Below are 26,991 nucleotides of genomic sequence, written 5' to 3' on the forward strand. Positions count from 1 at the left end.
TACTACTCCGCAGCACGGTGCGCGACGTTCTTCGCTGCCGGTGCAGCTTCGTGATGCTTGCTGCTCTCCGCATCCTCGCTGTGCACGATCAGTCGTTTGGCGAAGCGCCAGATCAGGGCGCCGAAATCGTCCATCACCATGAACATCGCGGGCACGAACACCAGCGACAGGATGGTCGAGAAGATCAGGCCGCCGATCACCGCGAGCGCCATCGGCGAGCGGAACTCGCCCCCGGCACCGACTGCGAGCGCGCTCGGCATCATGCCCGCGGCCATCGCGATCGTGGTCATCACGATCGGGCGGGCGCGCTTCATGCCGGCGTCGATCATGGCTTCCTCGCGCGGCTTGCCCGCATGGATGGATTCGATGGCGAATTCCACCAGCATGATCGCGTTCTTGGTGACGATGCCCATCAGCATCAGGATGCCGATCCACACCGGCGTGGTGAGCTGCTTGCCGGTGACGAGCAGGGCCGCGATGGCACCACCGATCGAGAGCGGCAGCGAGAACAGGATGGTGATCGGCTGCAGGAAGGTGCCGAACAGCAGCACCAGCACGGCGTAGACCATCATCAGTCCGGCCGTGATGGCAGTCGCGAAGCCGTCCGACAATTCGTTCAGGCTCTCGGCGTCGCCGGAGGGCGAGACCTTCACGCCCTTCGGCAGGGTCTTCATGACCGGCAGGTCATAGATCTTCTTGGTGGCATCGCCGAGCGCGGCCGAGCCGACGAGGTCGGCCGCAACGGTCGCCTGCCGTTCACGATCGTAGCGGTTGATGCTGGTCGGACCCTGGTCGAGCTTGACGTCGGCGATGACCGAGAGCGGCACGCCGCCCTTCTCGCCGTGCTCGCCGAGCGGCACGCGCAACTGCTCCAGCGTCTTCAGATTGCCGCGGGCGGCATCCTCGAGCTGCACGCGGATCGGCACCAGGCGATCGCCGACGTCGAATTTGGCGAGCGCAGGCCCGACGTCGCCGATGGTGGCGACACGGATGGTCTGCGACAGGCTTTCGGTGGAGACGCCGAGCCGTGCGGCGAGATCGGCGCGCGGTTCGATGCGCAGCTCGGGGCGCTCCAGCGAGGTCTCGGAGATGACGTTGGAGATGGTGGGAATACGTTTCATCTGCGTCGCAAGCTCGCTCGCGACGTTGTTGACGATGTTGGGGTCGACACCGGTCACCACCAGCGAGATCGCGCGCAGGCCGTTCTCGTCGAGGAACCAGAAGCGGATGTCCGGAACGTTCTCCAGCTCCTGGCTGATCGAGAATTCAAGTTCGCGCTGGGTGATGTCGCGGCTGTCCTTGGGCGTGTAGTTGATGATCAGGGCGGCGCGCCGGACTTCCTGGGTTCCCGGCGGGACGCGCCCGCCGTCGACGAAGATGCTCTTCACCTCGGGCCGCTTGCGCAGGCGCGCGACGATGTCCTCGGTCACCTTTTCGGTGTAGGCGAGCTGGGTGCCCGGCGGCAGCTCGAGCGCAAGCAGCGAGCGGGCGCTGTCCTGGGCCGGCAGGAAGCCCTGCGGCAGCAGCGTGATGCTCCAGATCGAGGCGGCGAAAATCCCGAGGCCGATCAGCACCGTGATGAAATAGTGCTTCACCGACCAGGCCACGATCCCATGATAGGACCGCAAGATGCGGCCGGGCGGCGGCTCCGCATGCGAACTGTGCTTGAGGAAGTAGGCGGCCAGCACCGGCGTGACGAAGCGCGCGGCAAGCAGCGAGAAGAACACCTGCACCGAGACGGTGATGCCGAACTGCTTGAAGAACTGTCCGGCAATGCCCGACATGAAGCTCGCCGGTGCGAAGATCGCGATAATGGTCAGCGAAATCGCGATCACCGCGAGGCCGATCTCGTCGGCGGCCTCCAGCGCGGCACGGTAGGGCGATTTGCCCATGTTCATGTGCCGGACGATGTTCTCGATCTCGACGATGGCATCGTCGACGAGAATACCGGTCGATAGCGTAATGGCGAGGAAGCTGACGAGGTTGAGCGAGAAGCCGAGCAGGTCCATCGCCCAGAACGCCGGGAAGATCGATAGCGGCAACGAGATCGCGGCGATGATGGTCGCGCGCAGGTCGCGCAGGAACAGCAGCACGATGATGACGGCGAGGATGGCGCCTTCGAACAATGTCGAGATCGCCGCGTGGTAATTGCCTTTGGTATATTCGACCGAAGTGTCGATCAGTTTCAGGTCGACGTCGGGATAGGCGGTTTTCAGCGCGTCGATGCGCTTCTGCACGGCCTCGGCCACCTTCACGTCGCTGGCGCCTTTGGAACGCTTGATGCCGAGCGCGACCACCGGCTCGCCATTGAAACGTGCGAAGGTGCGGCGGTCGGCGATGGTGTCGGTGACGGTGCCGAGATCATCGAGCCGGACCTCGCCGCCGCCGAACAGCGGGATCATGGTGCCGGCGAGATCGCCCAGCGTCTTGGCGCCGGCGAGCGTACGGATCGCCTGGTCGTTCTTGCCGATCTCGGCGCGGCCGCCGGCGACGTCGACATTGGTGCCGCGCAGGCTCTGGCTGACATTGACCGCAGTGAGCCCCATCGCCTGTAGGCGGTCGGGATCGAGCGAGACCAGGATCTCGCGCTCGACACCGCCGATGCGCTCGACCTGCGCGACGCCGCGCACGCCCTGGAGCGCACGCTTGACCACGTCATCGACGAAATAGGAGAGCTGCTCCGGCGTCTTGCCGGGCGAGATTGCGGCATAGGTCACGATCGGCAGGCCGATGACGTCGACGCGCTGGATCAGCGGCTCGGTGACGTTCTGCGGCAGGTTGGAGCGCACGCGCGTCACCGCGTCCTTGACGTCGTTGAGCGCGCGGTCGGTGTTGGTCTCGAGCGCGAACTGGATCGTGGTGACCGAGAGGCCGTCGGTGATCGAGGAGGTGATATGCCTGACGCCCTCGACGCCGGAGACCGCGTCTTCAACCGTCTTGGTGACCTGGGATTCGAGTTCGGCTGGCGCTGCGCCGAACTGCGAGACCGCGACCGAGATCACGGGGATGTCGGCCGAGGGCAGCCGTGTGATCGCGAGCTTGGTGAAGGAGGTCCAGCCGAGAACCAGCAGGATGATCGAAAAGACGACAGACGGCAGCGGATGACGTATAGACCATGCCGAGATATTGAGAGCCATCAGCGTACCCGCGTGCGATCGAGTTCATCGGCGAACATGGTCTTGATCTGGTCGCCATCATGGAGCGAAGAGCCGGCGTCGGCCACGACGATTTCGCCGACCTCGAGCCCTTCCAGGATTTCCGTCGCGCTGTCGGACGACAGTCCGACCCGCACCTTGCGTGTCTCGACAATGTTGCCTTTGACGACCTGCACCGTCAGATGATCGATCGCGGTCTTGGGCACGGCAACGCCGCAGCTTCGCTTGGCATCGATCGAGGCGCGGGCGAACACGCCGACCTTCAGCGAGGGATTGTTGGTGACGCTGATGCGGACGCGCCCGAGCTGGGTGGCGCGGTCGATTTCGGGTGCAACCAGCCGGACCCGTCCGATCAAATCGGGCGCATCGTCGCGGCTGATGCGCACGGTCGCGCCGGAGCTGAGCTTGGACATGTGCACCGCCGGAACCTGGGCGTCGAGCTCGATCTCATTGTTGACGGCAATCCGGAACATCGGTCCTGCCTGCGGCGAGGCCGGCGCGCCGACGACGGTGCGGACCTCGGTGATGAGGCCCGGCGCGGGCGCTTTCAGTGAGAGCGGGCCTTGTGGGCCGGGTCGCTGCGGCTGACCCGGAATCTGCGGCGGCGCAGTCAGCCGCGCCAGCTCCTGGTTGTCGGCGACGACGGTGCCTTCGGTGACCAGGAGGTCGGTGACCCTGGCCCCCTCCTGGTCGGCAAGGACGACCGCCTCGCGGCGCGGCACGAAGAAGCCGGTCACCCGCACCAGGTCGGAGAAGCAGGCATTGGTCGACTTCGTCACGATGACGAGCGCCGTGCTTGGCGTCTCCTTCACCTCGGCGCGCTTCCGGTGCTCGAACAGATAATAGCCGACGCCGAGCGCGACGACGAACACGACGGTTCCGGCCGGCTTGAGATATTCAGTCAAATTCATCGCGGAATCATCCTGACCTTGCTCACGGCCATCCGCGCGAGGCCCAAACAGAGCGTTTCCCGGAAATAAAGCGGCGTCCCGCAAGGCTGCGGGACGCGCTTCAACAGCGAGACCTTACACCACATCACGACTTGTCACTGCAAAGGATTACGTCGTGCTCACTTCGATGCGGTGGTCTTGTTTTCCATGTTGACGACCTGCACGCGGCGATTGACCTCCGCCAGCGGCTGGCTCGGATTCTTGAGCTTGCTCTTGCCATAGCCGACGGTGACGAGATCGGTCGCGGAGATGTTGTACTTCTCGACGAGGTAGCGCTTGATCGAATCCGCGCGACGCTCCGAGAGGTCCTGGTTGTAAGCTTCGCCGCCGGCGGCGTCGGTGTGGCCGGCGACCACGAAGGTCGAGCCCTTCAGGTCGGGACTGGTCAAGGCACGGCCGAGCGCCTGCACGGACGGCATCGACTTGGCGCTGATATTGGCGGAGTTGTAGTCGAACGTGATTTCGAGATCGATGTTCGGCTTGTCCTTGGCGACGGAAGCGATTTCCTCGCGCTCGGTCGACGACAGCGAGCGCGTCGAGCGGCCGCGCACGGACTGAAGCAGCTTGGTCTCCGCTGCGCTCGGCGCGGGTTCGGTCTGCGGGCCAATCGAGAGGCCGCGGGTCAGGGGCTTCTTCGGCGCCGGCGCGAGTGCGCGGACGATCTCGTCCTCGGTGACATTCTTGCTGTTGCCGTCATCGCCCGCATATGCAGCTGAGGTCGGCAATGACAGGGCGGCGCCGACGGTGATGATGGATAGAATCGCGGTAAGCCCTTTTGCAGCCGATCTCATAGCCAGTCCCTCCTGCGCAGCCAGCTCGCGTGCTTCCAAATTCCGGCAACAAGCCCCCGAAGAGGCCTGTTGCGGCATCCGCCCATTAGTGTTCCCTGGGCTGTTCAAGGTTCGAGGCTTGGACGGCCTCAACGCAAAAAAATATCAACGCACTCCGTAGCTTGCGAATTCCTGAACGATGTTCGGATCCATCGCCTTGGCATTGGCAATGTCGAGCGCCCCTTCCTGGGCCGAGCCGTTGCGTTGCTTGGCAAGGCCGCGTCCATAGAGCGAGGAGGTCAGGCGCGGATTGATCTTCAGGGCCGCGTCGAAATCGGCGATGGCATTCTTCACCGCGCCCGATTTGAGGTTGACCAGGCCGCGGCTGTCGAGCGCATCGACGAAGTTCGGCCGCAGCCGCAGCGCCTCGTTGCAATCCTTCAGCGCGCCCTGGAGGTCGCCGACCACGGTGCGGGTCCAGCAGCGGTTGTTCAGCGCCTCGACGTCCTTCGAATTGATCCGGAGGGTGTCGTCAAAATCCTTGATGGCGAGGTTGTAGGCGCCCTTGCTGGCATAGACCTGGCCGCGCCGGTACAGCGCATTCACGTCATCCGGATTGGCGGCAATCTTGGCGGTCAGGCTCTTGATCGTGGGATCGTCAGCCAGGACGGCGGCACTGGGCCCGCTGTCCGTGCTCGGTGCGGGAGCGGGATCGATCGGTTTCACCGGCGGTGGCGGCGGGGGCAGGGCGGCCTCGATCTGCGGCTTCGGCGGTGGGGCCGGCGCAGGCGCGGGGGCAGCTGGAGCAGCAGGCGCGGGTGCCGCAGCAGCATCGGCCGGCTTCGGCGGCGGAGGCGGTGTCGGCGGCGCGGGTGGAGTGGGTGGCGGGTTGTTGGCGACAACGGCCGGCGCAGCGGGAGGTGCGGGCGGTGGCGTTGCGGGACGCGATCCCCCGGCTCCCGGAATGAACGAGAAATCTTCGGCCAATGACGAGGAAATCCACGGCACCTGCTCGCCGCGCGAGGCGCGGGTGACGCCCATCTTGGTGCGGTTCAGCGTTTCCTCGGCCATCAGGTCGGGGACGCGGATTTCCTTCAACAGCTCCTGGACGAACAGGCTGTGGTCGGCGCCAGCGTCCGAGACCACCGAGGCCAGCGCCGCTGAATACATCACCAGCGTACCGTTCGGCGCGATAACGGGCGTCAAGCCGGCCGAGAAGCTGCGGAACCGGCGCTCGAACGGGTTGCGCCTGGAGGCGTCGATCAGGGCGATCTTGACGCCGGCGCCGCGGGTGTTGAGCTCGCCGAGGACGGTCTCGAGGCTGAAACCATCGCGGCGCACGTCGGATTCCGTCCAGATCTGCGCGTCGACCGGCAGCATATAGCTCTGGCGCGCAGACTGAATGCCGAAACCACTGAAGAACACCAGCGCCACCGATCCCGGCTTGATCTTGGCGTAGAGCTTGTCGAAGGCCCGGCGCATGCCGTCGCCGGTCAGGTTCTCGCCGATCTCGACCGAGAAGCCGTCCCGCTTGAGCTCATCGGCGACGTCGCGCGCATCGTTGATCGGTTCCCTCAACGGAGCATCTGCGTCCGGATATTTGGCGTTGCCGATGACCAGCGCAAAGCGGTCGCCGGCCGCAAGCGATGGAGCAGTCGGGACAAGCGAGATGAGCAAGGAGAGAAGAAAAAAGAAGCGAATTTTCATAATCAGCGCGGTCCAGCCAAAAAGGCGCCGTTTCAGCTTGCGCCGCGGCGACCTTAACTTACGCTTCCTGCATTATCAAACCGGGGGCGGGGGGCGTCAACCGCTTGGAGATTCGACCTTATCCCAATGATTGTCCGTAACGGATGGGCCTGCCGCGAGGGGAATGGACGGGTTGTCATGACACATCTCGGCGCGACCTGGTTCGATCCTATCGGCAGCATGTTAGGGTCACCATGCCGATGAAAATGTGATTGGTCTCACATTGCAGCCCTGCCCCCGCCGCAACGACCCACGTTTGACCTTTCCCGCGGGCGATGGCTTGGTGTGCTCGATCGTCCCACAAGATCCAACTCAGAAAAGAAGACCATGGGAAACGTCTACGAAATCTACGCCCTGCGCTACGCGACGATGTCGCCGCGCACCCCCCACATGAACTTCCTCGTGCCTGACCCGCATGACAGCGCGGCGCAGGATCTCGACTATTTCGTCTGGCTGATCCGAGGGCACGGTCGCGACATCCTGGTCGACACCGGCTTCAATGCCGAGGAGGCGAGCGCGCGGGCGCGCAAGCTGACGCTCAATCCGGTCGATGCGCTGGAGCGCTTCGGCGTCGCGGCGTCGAGCATTCGCGATGTCATCGTGACGCATTTGCATTACGACCATGCCGGCAATCTCGACCGCTTCCCGAATGCGCGCTTCCATCTCCAGGAGCGCGAGATGGCTTACGCGACGGGGCGCTGCATGTGCAACGGACTGTTGCGACATCCGTTCTCGGTCGAGCACGTCACGCTGATGGTGCGCCATGTCTATGGCGAGCGTGTCACGTTCTATTCCGGCGACGGCGAGGTCGCACCCGGCGTCACCGTGCACCGCGTCGGCGGCCATTCCGACGGCTTGCAGGTGGTGAAGGTCGAGACTGCGCGCGGCTCGGTGGTGCTGGCGTCCGACGCCGCGCACTACTACGCCAATCTCCAGCGCAAGAGTCCATTCCCGATCGTCTACAATGTCGGCGACATGGCGGTAGGCTGGGAGACGATCGAACGCCTCGCCGGCCACCCTGATAGATTTATCCCCGGGCACGATCCGATCGTGACGGAGATCTATCCGCGCGCCAGCGACAAGGCTGACGCCTGGGCGCTACATTTGCCGCCGTCGCGGTCGTTTGCGAAGTGACGGTGAAGGCCTGCCGCGTGTTCCTAAATCCTCGATGTCGGCTTTTGAGGGCGAGCGGATACGCGGCCCATCCGCGGGCGTCGCCTTGTGACCCGAGGCCGCGGTCTGCCGAACGACACGGCATGTTCAAATGGACGAAGGCAGGAAATCTTATTTTGAAGGTCCAAGCCCTTCTATCTCAGTAGGCCACGGAACGTTTCGCTTCCATTTTTCCGCTAGTCGCAGGCTCTCTTGCAACTGGTCTGGCGACAGGAGCGCCCTCAATCTTGGCAGGTTGTCGATGGCGAGTTGCTTGCCCATATCGGCAGCGTGGCTAACCAGCACATAGGCGAGTAGCCGAGAGAACCATTGGCGTAGAAGGTTGCCAGATTGACCTGAGCAATACCATCGCCTTGCTTTGGCAGCCTCACCGGCGCTCGTTCTGGAAGATAGATCTAAGCCACTCAACTGAAGGCCGCACCAGCAGCCATCCTCGCAACCCAAGGGCCTTCTTGCAGGCGAGAAACCACCAGCGCCGCGTTCGTTGAACGCTCGGATCGATACTCACCGCAAGCTTAGAAAGGCGTGCTGAGCTTTCCATCGCTCCTTCATTGAAGGCAGCGCTTGCGCAGCCGATCGCTTCAAGAGCCAACATGTGGATCAACCAGGCACGAAGATCATCAGCGTTCGTGAACCTGGCGGCGCAACTATTCAGGAAGTGTTCTATCGCCGCCTTGCGTTGGAGCAGGTCTTGCTCCCGCGAAAGCTCGCTTGACATATTGGCCGAGTGCGATCGATACACGGCTTGATCAGCAGCTATGACCCCCACGTCGCCATGTGCGGCGAGCCGTAACCACATTTCCATATCAGAGGCGTAGGGCAAGTCAGCCAAATACCCGCCCACTCTTTTCTGCAGGCTCGTGCGAACCACCACGGTCGGTGACAGCACAATGTTTCTTGCGCCGCTAAGCGCAATGAAATCAAGTCCGGACAAAACGCGGGTTCTGGATCCCACTCCTGTTCTATGGCGCGAACGCTCCCCCCGTTGATCCAGGACAACCGCGCCTCCGAAGGTGAAAGCGACAGAACGATGATCGTCCATCAGATCGGCCGATCTGTTGAGGGCACCGGGCAGCAGGTAATCGTCCGCGGACAACAGAAGCATGTAGTCGGCTTTCACCCAGGCGATGCCTTCGTTGGCGGTAGCGATGAGACCTTGATTCGAGGTGTGCCTGCGGTAATTGGCGCGGAGATCGGAGCCAACCAACTCTTGCGCAACTTCCGCAGTATTGTCGGGCGACGCATCATCGATAATGAGCACGCGCAATTCGGGACCGGATTGCGTCAATACGCTCTCGACGCACTCTCGCAGGAAGTGCCCGTACCGGAAGCAGGGAACAACGACGTCTACGGAACTCACATTTTTTATCGGATTCCACCGACTCACAAAAAGCGTCGAAATCTGTTCAACAAAATACGATTCAATGGGTTCCTGCCGGGTTGCCATGACCGGTAGTTCATCTGCTCCTTTCAACGCTGCCGATCAAATCCCGCTTCTTTCAGGGTACCCCTCGAGTCCGCAATGGGCCGATTCCGTTGAAAAAGGCCGCAGTAATTCATTGTATTGGCGCGCGCACCAGTTTTGCCAGCTTCTATGATGGCCTTAGAGTTGGCATCGGGATCAGCTTGGCCATCTTACGAAGGTTCTGGGCGGTGGCTGCGAGGGTGAACTCGTCGCGCGCGCCGTTTGGGCCTCGTAACCGTAAACGGTCGAGCTTGAGAATGCGCTTGAGATGCGCAAACAGCATCTCGATCTTTTTGCGGAGCCGACGCGAAGTACGGCCCTCCCAGGACCTTGCGATCTGGCGCGCCATGTCGCGAGCGCCTTCGTAGATTGAGCGCGGTACCCTCCGTGAAGGCTGCTTGGGGCAACACCGGGACTTCAATGCGCATCGATCACAATCGCGCTTGCTGGCGAGGTAAAGCATCGTGGCGCCATCGTTCACCAGCGCTCCGGTCGTGGTAAGAACCTTGCCGCTGGGACACCGGTAGACGTCACCTGCACGGTCATAGGTGAAGTCCTCGCGCGAGAAGATCCCATCTGTGCGGGCCGACTTGTCGAACACCGTAACGTGTGGCTCGATCCCGTGCTCGTAGACCAACCAGCCGAGCATCTCGGCCGAACCATAAGCGCTGTCGCCGAGAAGGCGGCTCGGATAAAGATCGAACCGTTCGAGCGAGCGCTCAATCATGCGCTTGGCGGCCAACACTTCCGCCTGACGGATCGCCGTGGTCGCCTCGACATCGACGATGATCGCGTTCTCGACATCGACCAGGTAGTTCGTCGAATACGCAAAGTAGGCTTGTCCGCCGTGCGCTCCCGTCCAACGCGCGGCAGGGTCGGAGGGCGACACGAACTTCGGGGTAACCTCAGTCGCCGCTCCGAAGGCGGCATCATCAAGGACAGCCAGATACTCATCGATCGCTCGGCCCGCGGCCTCGGGTGGAAGCCCCTTGTCGCCTTCGATCCCCTTCTGCCGATTGGCGTCGGCCTTGATCAAACTCGCATCGACTGCGAAGCCTTCACCGCCGACCAGCCGCTCCTCGATGCAGCGACGCAAGACACTCTCGAAGACGCGACGGAAGAGATCGCTCTGCCGGAAGCGGCCATGCCTGTTCTTGGAAAATGTCGAGTGATCCGGCACCGCCCCGTCCAGACCGAGCCGACAGAACCACCTGTAGGCCAAATTGAGGTGAACCTCATCGCACAGGCGTCGCTCCGATCGGATGCCGAAGCAGTAACCGATCAGGAGCATCCGGATCGTCAGCTCGGGATCGATCGAAGGCCGACCGATGCTACTGTAGAAAGGCGCCAAGTCCTGCCTGACCTGTTCAAGGTCGACAAACCTGTCGATCGACCGGAGCAAGTGGTCGGCGGGGATATGCCTTTCCAGCGAGAACTCATAGAACAACGCAGCCTGGTCGACTTGCCGATGCCCCATCATGATCTTCAGTCCTGCCAACTAGACAGACTGAATCACTGATATCTCTGCGTCGCAACAGCCGCCTTTTTCAACAAAATCGGCCAAAACCCGCAATGCTCTGATCAAGCCTAAGTCTTCTGCTCACCCCCAAGAAGCCGACATCGGGACCTTGCGAGTCCACGCCCTAATACGCCTGCTTCGCGTCGGCCTCTTCGCTGGTCTGGATCAGATCGAGACTCTGCTCGATCTTGCCGAGCAGGGTCGACAATTGCTTGCGCTCCTGCGCGGAGAGGCAGGCGAGGATCTCGTCCTCACGCCGCAGCAATTGCGGGAACAGCTCTTCGTAAAGCGTACGGCCCTTCTTGGTCAGTTGCAGGCGGAATTCGCGGCGGTCGGCCTCGTTCTCGACCCGCTCGATCAGTCCTTCATTCAGCAGCGTGGTGACCGCGCGGCTGATGGTGGATTTGTGCGTGCGGGTGCATTGCGCGATGTACTGCGCGCTGCAGGCATCGTTGCGGAAGCCAAGCGTGGCGATCACGCGCCAGGCCGGAATGTCGAGGCCATGTCGTTCCTGATATTCGACCGCGAGCGCGGAACTCACCTCGGCCGCGAGCCGGTTGAGGCGGAATGGCACGAATTTGAACAGATCGAGCCGCGGCTTCGGTTGCGGTGAAGCCTCGTCGGGATCCCGTGTCTTCACCGCAATGTCGCTGGATGTCCTCGCCAAGGAGAGCGCTCCGAATTCCTGTTGACGGCCGGCCGGCTCCGGTCCAAAATAGTTGCACGTGAGACTATCTAGCAGATCAGTCCTCTCCTGACCAGAGCCGAGGTTAGTGTATGGCGCAGGCCAAATCCCAGTTCGGCTATCGCCGCCATCCCGATCAGGACCGCCCGGGGCCACGCCCCGCGGTGCATCCGATCGTGGTCGTCGGTGCCGGCCCGGTCGGCCTATCGCTGGCGATCGATCTCGCCCAGCGCGGCCAGCGCGTCGTGCTGCTGGACGATGCCGACCGCATCGGCGAAGGCTCGCGCGCGATCTGCTTCTCGAAGCGCTCGCTGGAATATTGGGATCGGCTCGGCGTCGGCGAGCGCATGGTCGACAAGGGCGTGGTGTGGAGCGTCGGCCGGATCTTTCATGGCGAGCAGCAGCTCTACCAGTTCAACCTGCTGCCGGAGGACGGCCACAAGCGGCCGGCCTTCATCAATCTTCAGCAATATTACGCCGAAGCCTATCTGGTCGATCGCATCAACGAACTGCCCGAGATCGACCTGCGCTGGCGCAACAAGGTGACGGCGCTAGAGCAACGCAACGACTCCGCCCTGCTGACGATCGAAACGCCGGAGGGCGCCTATCGCCTCAATGCGCAATATGTCATCGCCTGCGACGGTGCGCGGTCTTCGCTGCGGCAGATGGTCGGCGCGGAATTCGCGGGCCAGGTGTTCGAGGATCAGTTCCTGATCGCCGACGTGAAGATGACGGCGGAATTTCCCACCGAGCGCTGGTTCTGGTTCGATCCGCCGTTCCATGCTGGGCGTTCGGCGCTCTTGCACCGGCAGCCCGACGATGTCTGGCGCATCGATCTCCAGCTCAACCGTCACGCTGATCCTGTCGTCGAGAAGAAGCCGGAAAACGTCCGACCGCGCATTGCGCGCATGCTCGGTCACGACAAGTTCGAGTTCGAGTGGATCTCGCTGTACAAATTCCAATGCCGGCGGATGGATCGGTTCATCCATGGCCGCGTGATTTTTGCCGGCGATGCCGCGCATCAGGTCTCGCCCTTCGGTGCGCGCGGCGCCAATTCCGGACTTGAGGACGCGGAGAATCTGTCCTGGAAGCTCGATCGCGTGCTGCGGGGCAAATCGCCCGCGAACCTGCTGGAGAGCTACCACTTCGAACGCAGCATGGCGGCGGACGAGAACATCCGCGAATCCACCCGCTCGACCGACTTCATGGCGCCGAACTCGCATCAGGAGGCGCGGCTGCGCAAGGCGGTGCTGTCGCTGGCCAAGGAGACCGAGTTCGGCAAGCGCATGGTCAATGGCGGCCGGCTGTCGGTGCCGTGCAGCTATGACTCGCCGCTGTCCTCGCTCGATGCGGATGCGTGGCGCGGTGGACCCTCGCCCGGCTGTTCGATGCTCGACGCGCCCGTCGCAACACGCGCCGGCGAGCAGATCTATCTGACGGATGCCTTCCGCAAGGGTGGAACGGACTTCACCTTGCTGTCGTTCAGCAATGGCGCGCCGATCGATGCGCCCGATGGCATCAAGGGCATCCGCATTGGTGGCGAGGGTGGACTTGCCGATCCCTCGGGCCTGGTCGCAAGGCGCTACGGTGCCGAGCCGGGTGCCGCCTATCTGCTGAGGCCCGACGGGTATGTCGCGGCGCGCTTCCGCCATCCGACGCGTTCGGCGATCGCGGCGGCGCTGGCGCGGGCCGAAGGCTTGTATTGAGGTTTCGCATGCCGCTTTCAACCAGCTCGAACTTCGCACGCCCGGACGATGCCTTCCGCGCCATCGTCGAGTCGCATCGCGGCCTCACGGAAGAGCAGAGCGCGGATTTCGACGCGGCGCTGGTCCTGATCCTCGCCAATCATATCGGCGATATCGACGTGCTGCGCGAGGCGATCGGCCTCGCCAAGCGCCGCATGATCGATGGCCAGCAGCAGCAACAGCAACAACAATAGCCCTGTGACCCAAAGGACGAATTGATGGCGAAGAACTTCGCATCCACCGGCGATCTCTCCGAGAAGACAATCACCTTCTCCGAGATCGGCGCCGATCTCTATGCCTTCACCGCCGAGGGCGATCCGAACACGGCCGTGATCGTCGGCGACGACGGCTGCCTCGTGTTTGACGCGCAGGCGACGCCGGCGATGGCGAACAAGGTGATCGAGCGCGTGCGCGCAGTGACCGACAAGCCGATCAAATATGTTGTGCTGTCGCACTATCACGCCGTGCGCGTGCTCGGAGCCTCCGCCTACAAGGCGCAAGGCATCGTCGCCTCGCAGGAGACCTATCGGCTGATCGAGGAGCGCGGCAAGCAGGACTGGGATTCCGAATACGGCCGCTTTCCGCGCCTGTTCCAGGACGCGCAGAGCATCCCCGGCCTGACCTGGCCGACGCTGACCTTCGAAGGCGAGATGTCGATCTATCTGGGAAAACGCGAGGTGCGCTTGATGCAGTTGGGCGCCGGCCACACCTCCGGCGACATCGTCGCCTGGGTGCCGGACGCGGAGGTGATGTTCTCCGGCGATCTCATCGAATATCACTCGGCCTGCTATTGCGGCGATGCGCATTTGCGCGAATGGCCGATGACGTTGAACGAAATCCGCAACTTCAATCCGAAGGCGATCGCGCCGGGTCGCGGCGATGCGCTGAAGGGCACGGCCACAGTGCGCGAGGCCATCGCGATGACGCGCGACTTCGTCACCTCGCTCTATGGCGCGGCCGAAATCTCGGTCGCCAAGGGCCGCACGCTGAAGGAATCGATGGCGGCGACCCGCGAGGTGATGGATCCCAAATTTTCGAGTTTTGCCATCTACGAGCACTGCCTGCCGTTCAACGTGTCGCGCGCTTACGACGAAGCGTCGGGGATCGACGATCCCGTGATCTGGACCGACAAGCGCGACCAGGAAATGTGGGCTGCCCTGCAAGGAGGAGGATAGTCATGAACATCAATACCTCGCCTGATCAGACCATCCGCAGCTCGGCCCAGGTGACGCCGGGCTACATGTCCGGCTTCGGCAACAGTTTTGAGACCGAGGCGCTGCCGGGCGCGCTGCCGATCGGGCGCAACTCGCCGCAGCGCTGCGCCTATGGCCTCTATGCCGAGCAGCTCTCCGGCTCGCCCTTCACCGCGCCGCGCGGCACCAATGAGCGCTCCTGGCTCTACCGCATCCGTCCTTCGGTGAAGCATTCCGGCCGCTTCGAGAAGGTTGATGCCGGGCTGTGGCGCTCGGCGCCGTGCCACGAATACGATCTCCCGATCGCGCAGCTGCGCTGGGATCCGACGCCGCTGCCGAAGGAAGAGGTCACCTTCGTCCAGGGCGTGCAGACCATGACGACGGCGGGCGACGTCAACACGCAGGCCGGCATGGCCGCGCATGTCTACCTCATCACCAAATCGATGGTGGATCAGCATTTCTACAATGCCGACGGCGAATTGCTGTTCGTGCTTCAGCAGGGCAATCTTCGCCTCGTCACCGAGTTCGGCCGCATCGATGCCGAGCCCGGCGAGATCGTGGTGATCCCGCGCGGGGTCAAGTTCCGCGTCGAGATCCCGAATGGCCCGGCGCGAGGCTATCTCTGCGAGAACTATGGCGGTGCCTTCACGCTGCCGGAGCGCGGCCCGATCGGAGCCAACTGCCTCGCCAATGCGCGCGACTTCCTGACGCCGGTCGCGAACTATGAGGACAAGGACACACCGACCGAGCTCTACGTGAAATGGGGCGGCTCGCTGTTCAAGACCACATTGCCGCATTCGCCGATCGACGTCGTCGCCTGGCACGGCAATTACGCGCCGTACAAATACGATCTGCGCACCTTCTCTCCGGTCGGCGCGATCAGCTTCGACCATCCCGACCCCTCGATCTTCACGGTGCTGACCTCGCCCTCGGAGACCGCGGGCACGGCGAATATCGACTTCGTCATCTTCCCCGAGCGCTGGATGGTTGCGGAAAACACCTTCCGTCCGCCCTGGTACCACATGAACATCATGAGCGAGTTCATGGGCTTGATCTACGGCGTCTACGATGCCAAGCCGCAAGGCTTCGTCCCCGGCGGCATCTCCTTGCACAACTGCATGCTGCCGCACGGCCCGGACCGCGACGCCTTCGAGCATGCCAGCAACGGCGAGCTGAAGCCGGTGAAGCTCACGGGCACCATGGCCTTCATGTTCGAGACCCGCTACCCGCAGCGCGTTACCGCACACGCGGCGAAGTCGTCGACGCTGCAGGACGACTACGCCGATTGCTGGAAGGGCCTGGAGAAGCGGTTCGATCCGAACCGGCCGTAGCTTTCTTCCCCTCTCCCCTTGTGGGAGAGGGTGGCTCGCGGCGAAGCCGCGAGACGGGTGAGGGGTTTCTCTCCGCGAGTGAACCTCTCACATTCGGACCCGCGGATAGAACCCCTCATCCGGCGCTTCGCGCCACCTTCTCCCACAAGGGGAGAAGGAAAAAAGGACCGAGCGAAAAGTGACAACCCATCCCAACGACCCCAGCCTCCGCTCTTTCATCGAGGTCGATCCTTCCTCGGACTTCCCGATCCAGAACCTGCCTTATGGCGTGTTCTCGACCGCGGCCAATCCCACGCCGCGGGTTGGCGTTGCGATCGGCAACTACGTGCTCGATCTCTGGGAGCTTGAGCAGGATTCCCGGCTCGACGTCGGCCCGCTCGGCGTCTTCTCCGGCGCCTCGCTTAATCCCTTCATGGCGCTGGGGCCGAAGGTGTGGACCAAGACGCGGGCGCGGATCAGTGAGCTTTTGCGCGCTGATCATCCCGATCTGCGCGACAACGAGGAGCTGCGCAGCCGCGCGCTCGTGCCGATGCGCGATGCGAAGCTCCATATGCCCTTCGCGGTCTCCGGCTACACCGACTTCTATTCCTCGAAAGAGCATGCCACCAATGTCGGCGTGATGTTCCGCGGCAAGGACAACGCGCTGCAGCCGAACTGGCTGCATATGCCGATTGCGTATAACGGCCGCGCCTCCACCGTCGTGGTCTCCGGCACCAAGGTGAAGCGGCCGCGCGGGCAGCTGAAGCCGCCGAATGTGGAGCTGCCGAGCTTTGCGCCGTGCAAGCGGCTCGATTTCGAGCTGGAGATGGGCGTCGTCATCGGCCAACCCTCGCCGATGGGCGGCATGCTGAGCGAAGCACAGGCCGAGGAGATGATCTTCGGCTTCGTGCTGCTCAATGATTGGAGCGCGCGCGACATTCAGCAATGGGAATATGTGCCGCTCGGGCCATTCCTCGCAAAAGCCTTCGCGACCTCGATCAGCCCCTGGGTGGTGACGCGCGAGGCGCTGGAGCCGTTCCGCCTGAAGGGGCCGGAGCAGCAGCCGGTGCCGCTGGATTATCTGAAGCAAAGCAAGCCGCAGAACTACGATGTCGAGCTCGACGTCTCCTTGCGCGCTGTGGCGGCCAATGCGCCCGTCAGCATCAGCCGCACCAATTTCAAGTACATGTACTGGTCCTCGGTGCAGCAGCTGATGCACCATGCCTCCAGCGGCTGCGCCATGAATGTCGGCGATCTCTTAGGCAGCGGCACCATCTCCGGTCCGGAGAAGAACCAGCGCGGCAGCCTGCTCGAGATCAGCTGGAACGGCACCGAGCCGGTCGAGCTGCCCGGCGGCGTCAAGCGCTCGTTCCTGGAGGACGGCGACAGCCTCGTGATGCGCGGCTGGTGCCAGGGCAACGGCTATCGCGTCGGGTTCGGCGAGGTCGAGGGGACGATTGTGGCGGCGGAGTGATTGCCGCGCGCGCCTCGTAGGGTGGGCAAAGCGAAACGTGCCCACCATCGCTCGGCGTTCGAAAGATGGTGGGCACGGTGCAAGAGCGCCTTTGCCCACCCTACGAGATCTACCGCTTCTCTGGTGGCACATCCCGCACTCGCGCGCAATGCGCTGCGACATCCTCCACGCTGTACTTCAGATGCACCCGCCTGTCCGACGGCACGTGCTTGGCCACGCACACGCCGGGGCGCCATTCCTGCGCCGGCCTGATCGGGCGCGGGACAAATCCGCCGCCGCAGTTCGGGCAGACGTTGGACAGTTTCGTTTCGACGCAGTCCGCACAGAACGTGCATTCATAGGAGCAGATCCGCGCATCCGTTGCGTTCGGCGGCAGGTCGCGGTCGCAATATTCGCAGTTCGGTCGCAGCTGGAGGGCCATGTTGAATCTCCGGACATGGAGCCGGATCATCGCAGATCGCGCGCGCCGCGCGAATGCCATAGTTCCCTCGATTTCAGCCGGGCTTGATCTCCTTGAGCGGGAGTCGCGAGCTCTCCTTCAGCCGGTCGAGTACGATCGAGGAGCGCACATGAGCCACGCTCTGGTGCGGCATCAAGACGTCGTTGACGAGGTTGGACAGGCCCTTGAGGTCGCGCAGCACGGCTTTGAGCATGTAATCGGCATCGCCTGTCAGCGAATACGCCTCCTGGATCTCGTCGATCCGGTTCACCAGCGCGCGGAAGCGTTTGGAGTTGTCCGGCGAGTGGGTCGCGAGCCCCACCTGGATGAAGGCGATCACGCCGAAGCCGAGCGCCTCGCTGGAAAGATCGGCGTGATAGCCTGCGATCACCTTCTCCTCCTCCAGCCGCATCCGCCGCCGCGAGCATTGCGAGGCGGACAGGCCCGCGAGCTCGGCAAGCTCCTGGTTGGTGAGGCGGCCATCGTCCTGGAGCGCACCCAGGATCCTGAGGTCGAAGGCGTCCACGGAGATCATGCGTCAATCGCCCAGTTCATGCACAAGTCGTGCATAGACTAGCGGAATCGCGTCCCGTTTGCACGCCCCTTGCGCGCTTCATGAAGGATAATTCCTCCCAGCAGCAATTTGGGAGAACAGCAATGGGTCCGTTTCCGCACGATGCACCGCCGGCCACGATCAGCGCCGACAATCCGATGGGCACCGACGGCTTCGAGTTCGTCGAATATGCGCATCCCCACCCGGAAGAGCTGCACGCGTTATTCAAGCTGATGGGCTATGCGCCCGTCGCGCGCCACAAGACCAAGACAATCACGGTCTATCGCCAGGGCGACATCAACTATCTCGTCAACGAGGAGCCCGGCACTCACGGCTATGAGTTCGTCGCCGCGCACGGCCCGTGCGCGCCATCGATGGCCTTCCGCGTCGTCGATGCCAAGGCGGCCTACGACCGGGCGATTGCGCTCGGTGCCGAGCCGGCCGATGTATCATCCGCACAGAAGACGCTCGACGTGCCCGCGATCAAGGGCATCGGCGGCAGCCTGCTGTATCTGGTCGATCGCTACGGTGACAAGGGCTTGGCCTATGATGCCGAGTTCGAATGGCTGGGCGTGCGCGACCCGCGGCCGGTCGGCGCCGGACTGTTCTATCTCGACCATCTCACCCACAACGTTCATCGCGGCCGCATGGATGTCTGGGCCGGCTTCTACGAGAAGCTGTTCAACTTCCGCCAGATCCGCTTCTTCGATATCGAGGGCCGCGCCTCCGGCCTGTTCTCGCGGGCGCTGACCAGCCCGGACGGCAAGATCCGGATTCCGATCAACGAGGACGCCGGCGATTCCGGCCAGATTGAGGAATATCTGAAGACCTATCGCGGCGAGGGCATCCAGCACATCGCCTGCGGCTGCCGCGATATCTACCGCACCATCGAGAGCCTGCGCGAGGCCGGCCTGCCCTTCATGCCGTCCCCGCCCGACACCTATTTCGAGCGGATCGATACGCGGCTGCCCAAGCATGGCGAAGACGTTGCTCGGCTCCGGAAGAACGGCATCCTGATCGACGGCGAAGGTGTGGTCGAGGGCGGCCAGACCAAGGTGCTGCTGCAGATCTTCTCGGCCAACGCGATCGGCCCGATCTTCTTCGAGTTCATTCAGCGCAAGGGCGACGATGGTTTTGGCGAGGGCAATTTCAAGGCCCTGTTCGAATCGATCGAGGAGGACCAGATCCGGCGCGGCGTGCTGAAGGTGGAGAACGCGGCTTAACCGCGGCGTTCAGGCACGCTGTCTCATCAAAGCAGCTGTCGTAGTCGTAGGGTGGGCAAAGCGAAGCGTGCCCACCATGCTCATTTGCAAGCGCGGAAAGATGGTGGGCACGGCGCTTTGCGCCTTTGCCCACCCGACAGATTTGTGGTGGGGCTACTTTGCCGCCGCCCACGCCTTCGTCACCGCGGCGATCTCCGCCGCTTCCGGCTCGCGCACGGCCGATGGCGTCCGTGAGAACCGCGGCGCGGGTGCCGGCTGCTTCACGCCGTGGCGCTCGATGAAGACGTTGCGGGCGACCATGTGCGGATGCTCGGTCGCCTCCGACATGGTCAGCACCGGCGCGAAGCAAATGTCGGTGCCTTCCATGATCCTGCACCAGTCCTCGCGCGTCTTGCTCTTGAACACGGCCTTCAGCTTCTCCTTCAGCGCGGGCCAGGCCTTGCGGTCCATCTGCGCGTCGAAATCCGCATCCGTCAGGCCGGCGTGCTCGCGCAGCAGTGCGTAGAATTGCGGTTCGATCGAGCCGATCGAAATGAAGTGCCCGCAAGCGCATTCGTAGACGCCGTAGAAATGCGCGCCGCCGTCGAGGAAGTTTTGGTTGCGCCCCTCGGTCCAGCGGCCGATCGTGGTCATGTCGAAGAAGAACGACATCAGCGAAGCCGCGCCGTCGCACATCGCCGCGTCGACCACCTGACCCTTGCCGGATTTTTGCGCTTCCAGGAGCGCTGCGAGCACGCCGACGACGAGATAGAGCGCGCCGCCGCCGAAATCGCCGACCAAATTGAGCGGCGGCACCGGCGCTTCCTTCGTGCCGATCGCAGCGAGCGCGCCGGTGATGGAGATGTAGTTGATGTCGTGGCCGGCGGCGTTGGCGAGCGGGCCTTCCTGCCCCCAACCGGTCATGCGGCCATAGACCAGCTTCGGGTTGCGCGCGAGCACGACATCGGGCCCGAGCCCGAGCCGCTCCATGACGCCGGGACGGAATCCTTCGATCAGCGCATCGGCGCTGGCCAGGAGGTCGAGCACCTCTGCGATCGCGACCTTGTCCTTGAGGTCGAGCTCGATCACCTTGCGGCCGCGGCCCGCCACCGATTTCATGCTCTTCTTGGCGCCGACGCGATCGAGCGTGACGACATCGGCGCCCATGTCGGCCAGCATCATGCAGGCAAACGGACCGGGCCCGATGCCGGCGAATTCGACGATGCGGAAGCCCGCGAGCGGGCCGGAGGTGCGGACGGTCGAGTTTTGGGCGGGTTTATCGAGCACGTTGTTGTTTCCTCGGGTCGCGGGCAAGTGCCGGTGATCCGGCAGGCGCCTCGGACGTTGCTCTTGGGGGCGAGTTAATTGGCTGATTAACTTTTCCCGCCTTCCCGCCAGCGAGGCAAGCGGTTTTCATGCCGCATGGTCAAAATAAAACGGCGCGCACCGAAGTGCGCGCCGCGGAAAATTTGTGTCGAGGCGCTGGAGCGGGATCGTCAGCCCGCAGCAGCCACCGCGCGCTGCGCCATCACCTTGACGAGGTTGGCGCGATACTCCGCCGTGCCATGGATGTCAGCGAGCAATCCGCTCGCCGGAATGCTGACGCTGTCGATCGCTGCCGGCGACCAGTTCGCCTTCAGCGCGGCTTCGATCGCAGGCACCCGCATCACGCCGCTCTGCGATGCGCCGGTGGCGGCGACGCGGATCTCGCCCGACTTGGTCTGCGCCACGAACACGCCGGTCAGCGCAAAGCGCGAGGCCGGGTGCCGCATCTTTTCGTAACCTGCCTTCGCCGGCACGGGGAATGACACGGCGGTGATGATCTCGCCGTCTTCGAGCGCCGTGGTGAACAGGCCCTTGAAGAAATCATCCGCCGAGATCGACCGCTTGTTGGTGTTCACGGTGGCGCCGAGCGCGAGCAGAGCAGCCGGGAAATCTGCAGCAGGATCGTTGTTGGCGATCGAGCCGCCGATCGTGCCGCGATAGCGCACCGCGGGATCGCCGAGCACCGAGGTGAGATAGGAGATAGCAGGAATCGCCTTCTTCACATCGGCATTCTGCATGATGTCGTAATACGTCGTGGCGGCCTTGATGGTCAGCGTGTCTCCCGACAGCTCGACGCCCTGCAGCTCCTTGATCCTGCCGAGATCGATCACGTCGGAGGGACCTGCAAGGCGCTGCTTCATCACAGGCAGCAGCGTCTGCCCGCCGGCGAGGAACTTCGCCTCGCTGCTCTTGGCGAACAGGCTGGCAGCCTCGTCGACCGAGGAGGGGCGATGATAGGTGGTCTGGTACATCTTGGTTGCTCCTCTTCAAGCCGCGTGGATCGCGCGCCACACCCGGTCAGGGGTTGCGGGCATTTCCAGGTTGTTATTGCCGATCGCATCCGTGATCGCGTTGATCACGGCCGCGGACGCCCCGATCGCGCCGGCCTCACCGCAACCTTTGATGCCCAGGGGATTGCCTGGGCACAGCGTGGTGGTGTGGGAGAGATTGAACGACGGCAGGTCGTCGGCGCGCGGCATGGCATAGTCCATGAACGAGGCCGTGACCGGCTGGCCGTTGGCATCGTAGATCGCGTGCTCGAGCAGTGCCTGACCAATGCCTTGCGCGAGCCCGCCATGGACCTGGCCCTCGACGATCATCGGGTTGATCAGCCGGCCGAAATCGTCGGCCGCGACGAAGTTGATGAACGAGGTCTTGCCGGTGCCGGGATCGACCTCGAGCTCGCAAATATAGGCGCCGGCCGGGAAGGTGAAGTTGGTGGGGTCATAGAAGGCGCTTTCCTTCAGGCCCGGCTCCATCCCCTCAGGCAGGTTGTGCGCGGTGTAGGCCGCGAGCGCCACCATCGGGAACGCGATCGCCTTGTCGGTGCCGGTCACCTTGAACTCGCCATTCTCGATGACGATGTCGGCCTCCGACGCTTCGAGCGCATGTGCCGCGATCTTCTTGGCCTTGGATTCCATCTTCTCCATGGCCTTCAGGATCGCGGTGAGGCCTACGGCCGCCGAGCGCGACCCGTAGGTGCCCATGCCGAACTGCACCTTGTCGGTGTCGCCATGGACGATCGAGACCTGGCTGATGGGAACGCCAAGACGGTCTGCCACGAGCTGGCAGAAGGTGGTCTCGTGACCCTGGCCATGGCTGTGCGATCCCGTGAGGATCTCGATGGTGCCGACCGGATTGACGCGCACTTCGGCCGATTCCCACAGGCCGACGCCGGCGCCCAAGCTGCCGACCGCTTTGGACGGTGCGATGCCGCAGGCTTCGATGTAGCAGGACACGCCGATGCCGCGCAGCTTGCCTTGTGATTTTGCTTGCGCCTTGCGGGCAGGGAAGCCGGCATAGTCGATCGCCTTCATCGCGGCATCGAGCGAGGCGTTAAAGTCGCCGGTGTCGTAGGCCATGATAACAGGCGTCTGGTGCGGGAACTGGGTGATGAAGTTGGTCCGGCGCAATTGGGCCGGATCGACATTCAACTGCCGCGCCGCCGTTTCCATCAGCCGCTCGATCAGATAGCTCGCTTCGGGGCGACCGGCGCCGCGATAGGCGTCGACCGGCGTGGTGTTGGTGTAGACGCCGATGACCTCGGCGTGGATCGCCGGGATGTTGTACTGGCCCGACAGCAGCGTCGCATAGAGATAGGTCGGCACCGAGGACGAGAACAGCGACATGTAGGCGCCGAAATTGGCGTAGGTCTTCACCTTCAGGCCAATGATCTTGTTGTTGGCGTCGAACGCCATCTCGGCATGGGTGACATGGTCGCGGCCATGTGCGTCGGTGAGGAAGGCCTCGGTGCGGTCACCGGTCCATTTCACGGGACGGCCGACTTTCTTCGAGGCCCACAACGCCACCATTTCTTCGGGGTAGATGAAGATCTTCGAACCGAAGCCGCCGCCGACATCGGGCGCGATCACGCGCAGCTTGTGCTCGGGCGCGATGTTGTAGAACGCCGACAGCACGAGGCGGGCGACGTGCGGGTTCTGTGACGTCGTATAGAGCGTGAAGTGCTCTTCCGCCGCGTCGTAATCGGCGATCGCCGCCCGCGGCTCCATCGCGTTCGGGGCGAGGCGGTTGTTGGTGACGTCGAGCTTCACCACATTGGCGGCCTTCGAGAAGGCGGCATTCACCGCGCCCTCGTCGCCGATCACCCAGTCATAGACCTGGTTGCCGGGGGCCTCGGGATGAAGCTGCGGCGCGCCGGCCTTGATCGCGGCCTGCATGTCGGCGACCGCGGGAAGCTCCTCGTAATCGACGACGACGGCTTCCGCCGCGTCACGCGCGAGATTCTTGCTCTCGGCGATCACGACGGCGACGGCCTGGCCGACGAAGCGCACCGTCTCGGGCGCCATGGCCGGCCATGCGCCCATCTTCATCGGGCTGCCGTCCTTCGAGGTGATGGCCCAGCCGCAGATCAGGTTGCCGACCTTGTCGTCGACGAGCTGCTTGCCGGTGAGCACCGCGACCACGCCCGGTATCTTCAGCGCGGCGGAAGAGTCGATCCCCTTCACCTTGGCGTGCGCGTGCGGGCTGCGGATGAAATAGGCATGGGTCATGCCCGTCAGCTTGATGTCGTCGACGTAGCGGCCCTTGCCGGTAATGAAACGCTTGTCTTCCTTGCGCACGACGCGCGCGCCGATGCCTTCAACACCCATGTCTGGTCCTCCCGACCGGAAATTCGTTGACCCGCGCTTTCCCTCGAAAGCGGCAGTGGTTTTCTTGTCGCGGCGGCCGCTTTACTCGGCCGCCTGCGCAACCTTCATGCGTCCGGCCGCATCAAGCACGGCTTTGACGATGTTGTGATAGCCGGTGCAGCGGCAGATATTGCCCTCGAGCTCCTGGCGGACGGTGGCCTCGTCGAGCTGGCCACCATGGCGATGCACGATGTCGATCGCGGACATGATCATGCCCGGCGTGCAATAGCCGCATTGAAGGCCGTGATTGTCACGGAAGGCGGCCTGCATCGGGTGCAGCTCGTCGCCATTGGCGATGCCCTCGATGGTGGTGATGCTGGCGCCATCGGCCTGCCCTGCCAGCATGGTGCAGGATTTCACCGCACGGCCGTCCATGTGCACCACGCAGGCGCCGCACTGGCTTGTGTCGCAGCCGACATGAGTTCCCGTAAGATTGAGGTGATCGCGCAGGAGCTGGACCAGCAGCGTGCGGTCCTCGACGTCGACAGCAACGGCCTTGCCGTTGACCGTCAGTTTGACTGTAGACACTTGGAGTCCTCCCAGAGTGATTTTGATTATTTCTAATTAGAGACAGCGACCCGGAACTTTGCAACTAGGATTTTGGTCGCCTTCGTCATGGAAAAGTCATTGATCTCACCGGGGTGCGATGATTTGCGCGATGGGTGGAGGGCCGCGAAATGAACGACCGGGCGTAACTGGGATGCCAGCTTCTATCTCCGGATCGGCCTTTGGCCGACGAAGCCTGAGACTGTATCGGCTGCCAAATTTACCGCCCCTTATCGATTCTGCCTTAGTTTTGCGCATCCAGATTGGAGGCGGACGCCTCCCGATCGCGGCTGAATACAAATGGGGGGGCTGGGAATGTCCGGGCGTATCGCGTCGCCGTCTAAGCGCACACTATTTCCGACCCTCAGGTTCCGCGCAAAAATCATTCTCGGCTTCGCCGCCGTGCTGGTGATCTCCGCCGGCAGCATGGCCTTCTCCTATTTCGGCTTCGAGCGGGTCGCCTCCGGGGTCGGATCGTACCGCAGCAGCGTGTCCGAGGCCGATCTTGCCCGCAATATCGACCGTGAGCTGCTCGCCTATCGTTCGGCCGTCAAATATTTCGTCGTCACCGGCAAGGAAGACGACGCCAAGGCGGCGCTGGATGCTGAAGGCAGCCTGAAGAACGCCATCGATCAGGCCGTCAAGGGCGCCAAGAAGCCGGCGCGGCAGGAGAGTCTCAACAAGCTCACCAAAGAATTCTCCAACTTCTCCGCGACTTTCGCAAAGGTGCTCCAGGCCAAGCGCGACAGTGCGCTGCTGGTGCAGAACCAGCTCAGCCGCAACGCCAACCTCCTGAAGTACAAACTGGACGACATCGGCAACAACGCGTCCGACGCCGAAGCACAGGCGATCGAGTTCGGCACCAAGCAGGTCAATGCCCAGTTCCAGACCGCGAGTGCGGCCGCGACCAATTTCGTGCTGACGTCCGACCAGGCAATCGCCACCAGCGCGCTGGCACGGCTGAAATTTGTCGAGAACTCGCTCGGCGCGGTCTATTCCATGGACGACAAGATCGTTGCCGGCCTGAAGGATGCCAAGGCGCTGCTCGGGGCCTATCGCGAAGCGCTGGAAAAGCTGATCGCCAATGCCAAGCTGGTCGATGATCTCGTCACCGAGATGAACGGTTCGGCCGGTGCGATCCTGAAAGGCGCGACCGCCATGAAGGCGGACCTCGTCGCCGAACAGCAGCGGCTGGATTCGGAGTCGGAGGCGACCATCGGAAAGACCGAGCAGCTGGTGCTAATGCTGGCCGTCGGCGGCACGCTGCTTGGCGCGGTCCTCGCCTTCCTGCTCGGTACCGGCATTTCGCGTCCGATGATCGCGATGTGCAAGGCGATGCGCGAGCTGGCTTCCGGCAATTTCGAAGTCGTGCTGCCGGGTTTGGGCCGCAAGGACGAGATCGGCGAGATGGCCGGCGCGGTCGAGGAGTTCAAGGTTCAGGCGGTTGCCAAGGCCGAGCGCGATGCCGCCGCCAGCGAAGTCCAGAGCCGGGAGCAGGCCGCCAGCCGTCGCGCCGAACTGATCCGCTTTGCCGACGATTTCGAGAGCGCGGTCGGCGCCATCGTCTCCAACGTCTCGGCCTCGGCCGTGCAGCTGGAATCGGCTGCGTCCACGCTGACCCGCACCGCCGAGACCACGCAGAGCCTGTCGAGCCAGGTCGCCGGCGTCTCCGAGCAGGCCTCCTCCAACATGCAGTCGGTCGCGACCGCGACCGAAGAGCTCTCGGCCTCGGTCGAGGAGATCGGCCGCCAGGTCCGCGATTCCAGCCGCATCGCCGAGGCTGCCGTGATGCAGGCCAGGGAGACCGACGGCCGCATCGGCAAGCTGTCGCATGCCGCCCAGCAGATCGGCGAGGTGGTCAAGCTGATCACCGCGATCGCCGAGCAGACCAACCTGCTCGCGCTCAACGCCACCATCGAGGCCGCCCGCGCCGGTGAAGCCGGCCGTGGCTTCGCGGTCGTGGCGAGCGAGGTGAAATCACTGGCGAGCCAGACCGCGAAGGCGACCGACGAGATCTCCTCGCACATCACGGGCATGCAGGGCGCCACCGCCGAATCGGTCGCCGCGATCAAGGAGATCGGCGCGACCATCGGCCAGATCTCGTCAATCTCGACCTCGATCGCGAGCGCGGTCGAGCAGCAGGGCGCCGCCACCCAGGAGATCGCCCGCAGCGTCCAGACCGTCGCACAGGGTACCCAGACCGCAGCCACCGATATCGGCGAGGTCAACCGCGGCGCCGCCGAGACCGGCTCGGCCTCGGAAGAGGTGCTGAACTCGGCCAAGACCCTGTCGAGCGAAAGCACCCGCCTGCGCGCCGAGCTCGACCGCTTCATGGCCAATATCCGGGCGGCGTAAGGCACCGCTGTCGGCGC

General features: G+C 63.5%; 21 protein-coding genes. 8 read left to right on the top strand and 13 right to left on the bottom strand.

What is annotated here, in order from left to right:
• Positions 1–2: 2 nt before the first annotated feature.
• The 4 genes from P6U29_RS02820 to P6U29_RS02835 form a co-directional block, all read right to left on the bottom strand.
• Positions 3–3,137 (bottom strand): efflux RND transporter permease subunit, encoded by a 3,135-nt coding sequence (locus P6U29_RS02820; RefSeq protein WP_407116229.1) that lies wholly within the window; start codon positions 3,135–3,137, stop codon positions 3–5.
• Entirely contained in the window at positions 3,137–4,066 is a 930-nt protein-coding gene (locus P6U29_RS02825; protein ID WP_407116230.1) for an efflux RND transporter periplasmic adaptor subunit, read from the bottom strand. The genes P6U29_RS02820 and P6U29_RS02825 overlap by 1 nt, the downstream gene beginning before the upstream one ends.
• Positions 4,067–4,224: 158 nt before the next feature.
• On the bottom strand, positions 4,225–4,896 hold the full coding sequence (locus P6U29_RS02830; protein WP_407116231.1) for an OmpA family protein: 672 nt from the start codon (positions 4,894–4,896) through the stop codon (positions 4,225–4,227).
• A gap of 144 nt (positions 4,897–5,040) precedes the next feature.
• Entirely contained in the window at positions 5,041–6,582 is a 1,542-nt protein-coding gene (locus P6U29_RS02835; RefSeq protein WP_407116232.1) for a caspase family protein, read from the bottom strand.
• Positions 6,583–6,948: 366 nt separating this feature from the next.
• On the opposite strand from P6U29_RS02835, the gene P6U29_RS02840 reads away from it, so the two are divergent.
• Positions 6,949–7,755 carry an N-acyl homoserine lactonase family protein gene (locus P6U29_RS02840; protein WP_407116233.1) on the top strand — a complete coding sequence of 269 codons (807 nt, stop codon included), beginning with the start codon at positions 6,949–6,951 and terminating at the stop codon, positions 7,753–7,755.
• A gap of 406 nt (positions 7,756–8,161) precedes the next feature.
• Here P6U29_RS02840 and P6U29_RS02845 read toward each other — a convergent pair whose 3' ends face one another.
• From P6U29_RS02845 to P6U29_RS02855, 3 genes are all read right to left on the bottom strand, one after another.
• Complete coding sequence (locus P6U29_RS02845; protein ID WP_407116234.1) at positions 8,162–9,241, bottom strand: glycosyltransferase; 1,080 nt, start codon at positions 9,239–9,241, stop codon at positions 8,162–8,164.
• 145 nt (positions 9,242–9,386) lie between these two features.
• Entirely contained in the window at positions 9,387–10,739 is a 1,353-nt protein-coding gene (locus P6U29_RS02850) for a transposase (protein WP_407113144.1), read from the bottom strand.
• A 163-nt stretch (positions 10,740–10,902) separates the two neighbouring features.
• Positions 10,903–11,445 (bottom strand): MarR family winged helix-turn-helix transcriptional regulator, encoded by a 543-nt coding sequence (locus P6U29_RS02855; RefSeq protein ID WP_407116235.1) that lies wholly within the window; start codon positions 11,443–11,445, stop codon positions 10,903–10,905.
• 110 nt (positions 11,446–11,555) lie between these two features.
• Here P6U29_RS02855 and P6U29_RS02860 point away from each other — a divergent pair, with 110 nt between their 5' ends.
• The 5 genes from P6U29_RS02860 to fahA all read left to right on the top strand — a co-directional run bounded on the left by P6U29_RS02860 (position 11,556) and on the right by fahA (position 17,185).
• Positions 11,556–13,169, top strand: a complete 1,614-nt coding sequence (locus P6U29_RS02860) for an FAD-dependent oxidoreductase (RefSeq protein WP_407116236.1) — start codon at positions 11,556–11,558, stop codon at positions 13,167–13,169.
• An 8-nt stretch (positions 13,170–13,177) separates the two neighbouring features.
• Positions 13,178–13,402, top strand: coding sequence for a DUF2783 domain-containing protein (locus P6U29_RS02865; protein WP_407116237.1), 225 nt, complete (start codon positions 13,178–13,180; stop codon positions 13,400–13,402).
• Positions 13,403–13,426: 24 nt separating this feature from the next.
• Positions 13,427–14,383, top strand: a complete 957-nt coding sequence (locus P6U29_RS02870) for an MBL fold metallo-hydrolase (protein WP_407116238.1) — start codon at positions 13,427–13,429, stop codon at positions 14,381–14,383.
• 2 nt (positions 14,384–14,385) lie between these two features.
• Positions 14,386–15,732, top strand: a complete 1,347-nt coding sequence (hmgA, locus tag P6U29_RS02875) for a homogentisate 1,2-dioxygenase (RefSeq protein WP_407116239.1) — start codon at positions 14,386–14,388, stop codon at positions 15,730–15,732.
• Between the two features lie 178 nt (positions 15,733–15,910).
• Positions 15,911–17,185, top strand: coding sequence for a fumarylacetoacetase (gene fahA, locus P6U29_RS02880; RefSeq protein ID WP_407116240.1), 1,275 nt, complete (start codon positions 15,911–15,913; stop codon positions 17,183–17,185).
• Positions 17,186–17,294: 109 nt separating this feature from the next.
• On the opposite strand, the gene P6U29_RS02885 is transcribed toward fahA, so the two are convergent.
• Positions 17,295–17,606 (bottom strand): DUF1272 domain-containing protein, encoded by a 312-nt coding sequence (locus P6U29_RS02885; RefSeq protein ID WP_407116241.1) that lies wholly within the window; start codon positions 17,604–17,606, stop codon positions 17,295–17,297.
• A gap of 73 nt (positions 17,607–17,679) precedes the next feature.
• Complete coding sequence (locus P6U29_RS02890; RefSeq protein ID WP_407116242.1) at positions 17,680–18,159, bottom strand: Lrp/AsnC family transcriptional regulator; 480 nt, start codon at positions 18,157–18,159, stop codon at positions 17,680–17,682.
• A 122-nt stretch (positions 18,160–18,281) separates the two neighbouring features.
• Here P6U29_RS02890 and hppD point away from each other — a divergent pair, with 122 nt between their 5' ends.
• Positions 18,282–19,400, top strand: coding sequence for a 4-hydroxyphenylpyruvate dioxygenase (gene hppD, locus P6U29_RS02895; protein WP_407116243.1), 1,119 nt, complete (start codon positions 18,282–18,284; stop codon positions 19,398–19,400).
• 153 nt (positions 19,401–19,553) lie between these two features.
• Here hppD and P6U29_RS02900 read toward each other — a convergent pair whose 3' ends face one another.
• The 4 genes from P6U29_RS02900 to P6U29_RS02915 all read right to left on the bottom strand — a co-directional run bounded on the left by P6U29_RS02900 (position 19,554) and on the right by P6U29_RS02915 (position 24,601).
• The gene (locus tag P6U29_RS02900) at positions 19,554–20,666 is read right to left on the bottom strand and encodes a CaiB/BaiF CoA transferase family protein (RefSeq protein WP_407116244.1); all 1,113 of its coding nucleotides are present in this window, start codon (positions 20,664–20,666) and stop codon (positions 19,554–19,556) included.
• Positions 20,667–20,875: 209 nt separating this feature from the next.
• Complete coding sequence (locus P6U29_RS02905; protein ID WP_407116245.1) at positions 20,876–21,676, bottom strand: FAD binding domain-containing protein; 801 nt, start codon at positions 21,674–21,676, stop codon at positions 20,876–20,878.
• A 15-nt stretch (positions 21,677–21,691) separates the two neighbouring features.
• On the bottom strand, positions 21,692–24,034 hold the full coding sequence (locus P6U29_RS02910) for a xanthine dehydrogenase family protein molybdopterin-binding subunit (RefSeq protein ID WP_407116246.1): 2,343 nt from the start codon (positions 24,032–24,034) through the stop codon (positions 21,692–21,694).
• Between the two features lie 81 nt (positions 24,035–24,115).
• Positions 24,116–24,601, bottom strand: a complete 486-nt coding sequence (locus P6U29_RS02915; protein ID WP_407116247.1) for a (2Fe-2S)-binding protein — start codon at positions 24,599–24,601, stop codon at positions 24,116–24,118.
• 333 nt (positions 24,602–24,934) lie between these two features.
• On the opposite strand from P6U29_RS02915, the gene P6U29_RS02920 reads away from it, so the two are divergent.
• Positions 24,935–26,974, top strand: a complete 2,040-nt coding sequence (locus P6U29_RS02920) for a methyl-accepting chemotaxis protein (RefSeq protein WP_407116248.1) — start codon at positions 24,935–24,937, stop codon at positions 26,972–26,974.
• Positions 26,975–26,991: the final 17 nt, after the last annotated feature.

The sequence above is a fragment of the Bradyrhizobium sp. LMG 9283 genome, from assembly GCF_045571415.1.
Classification (GTDB): domain Bacteria; phylum Pseudomonadota; class Alphaproteobacteria; order Rhizobiales; family Xanthobacteraceae; genus Bradyrhizobium.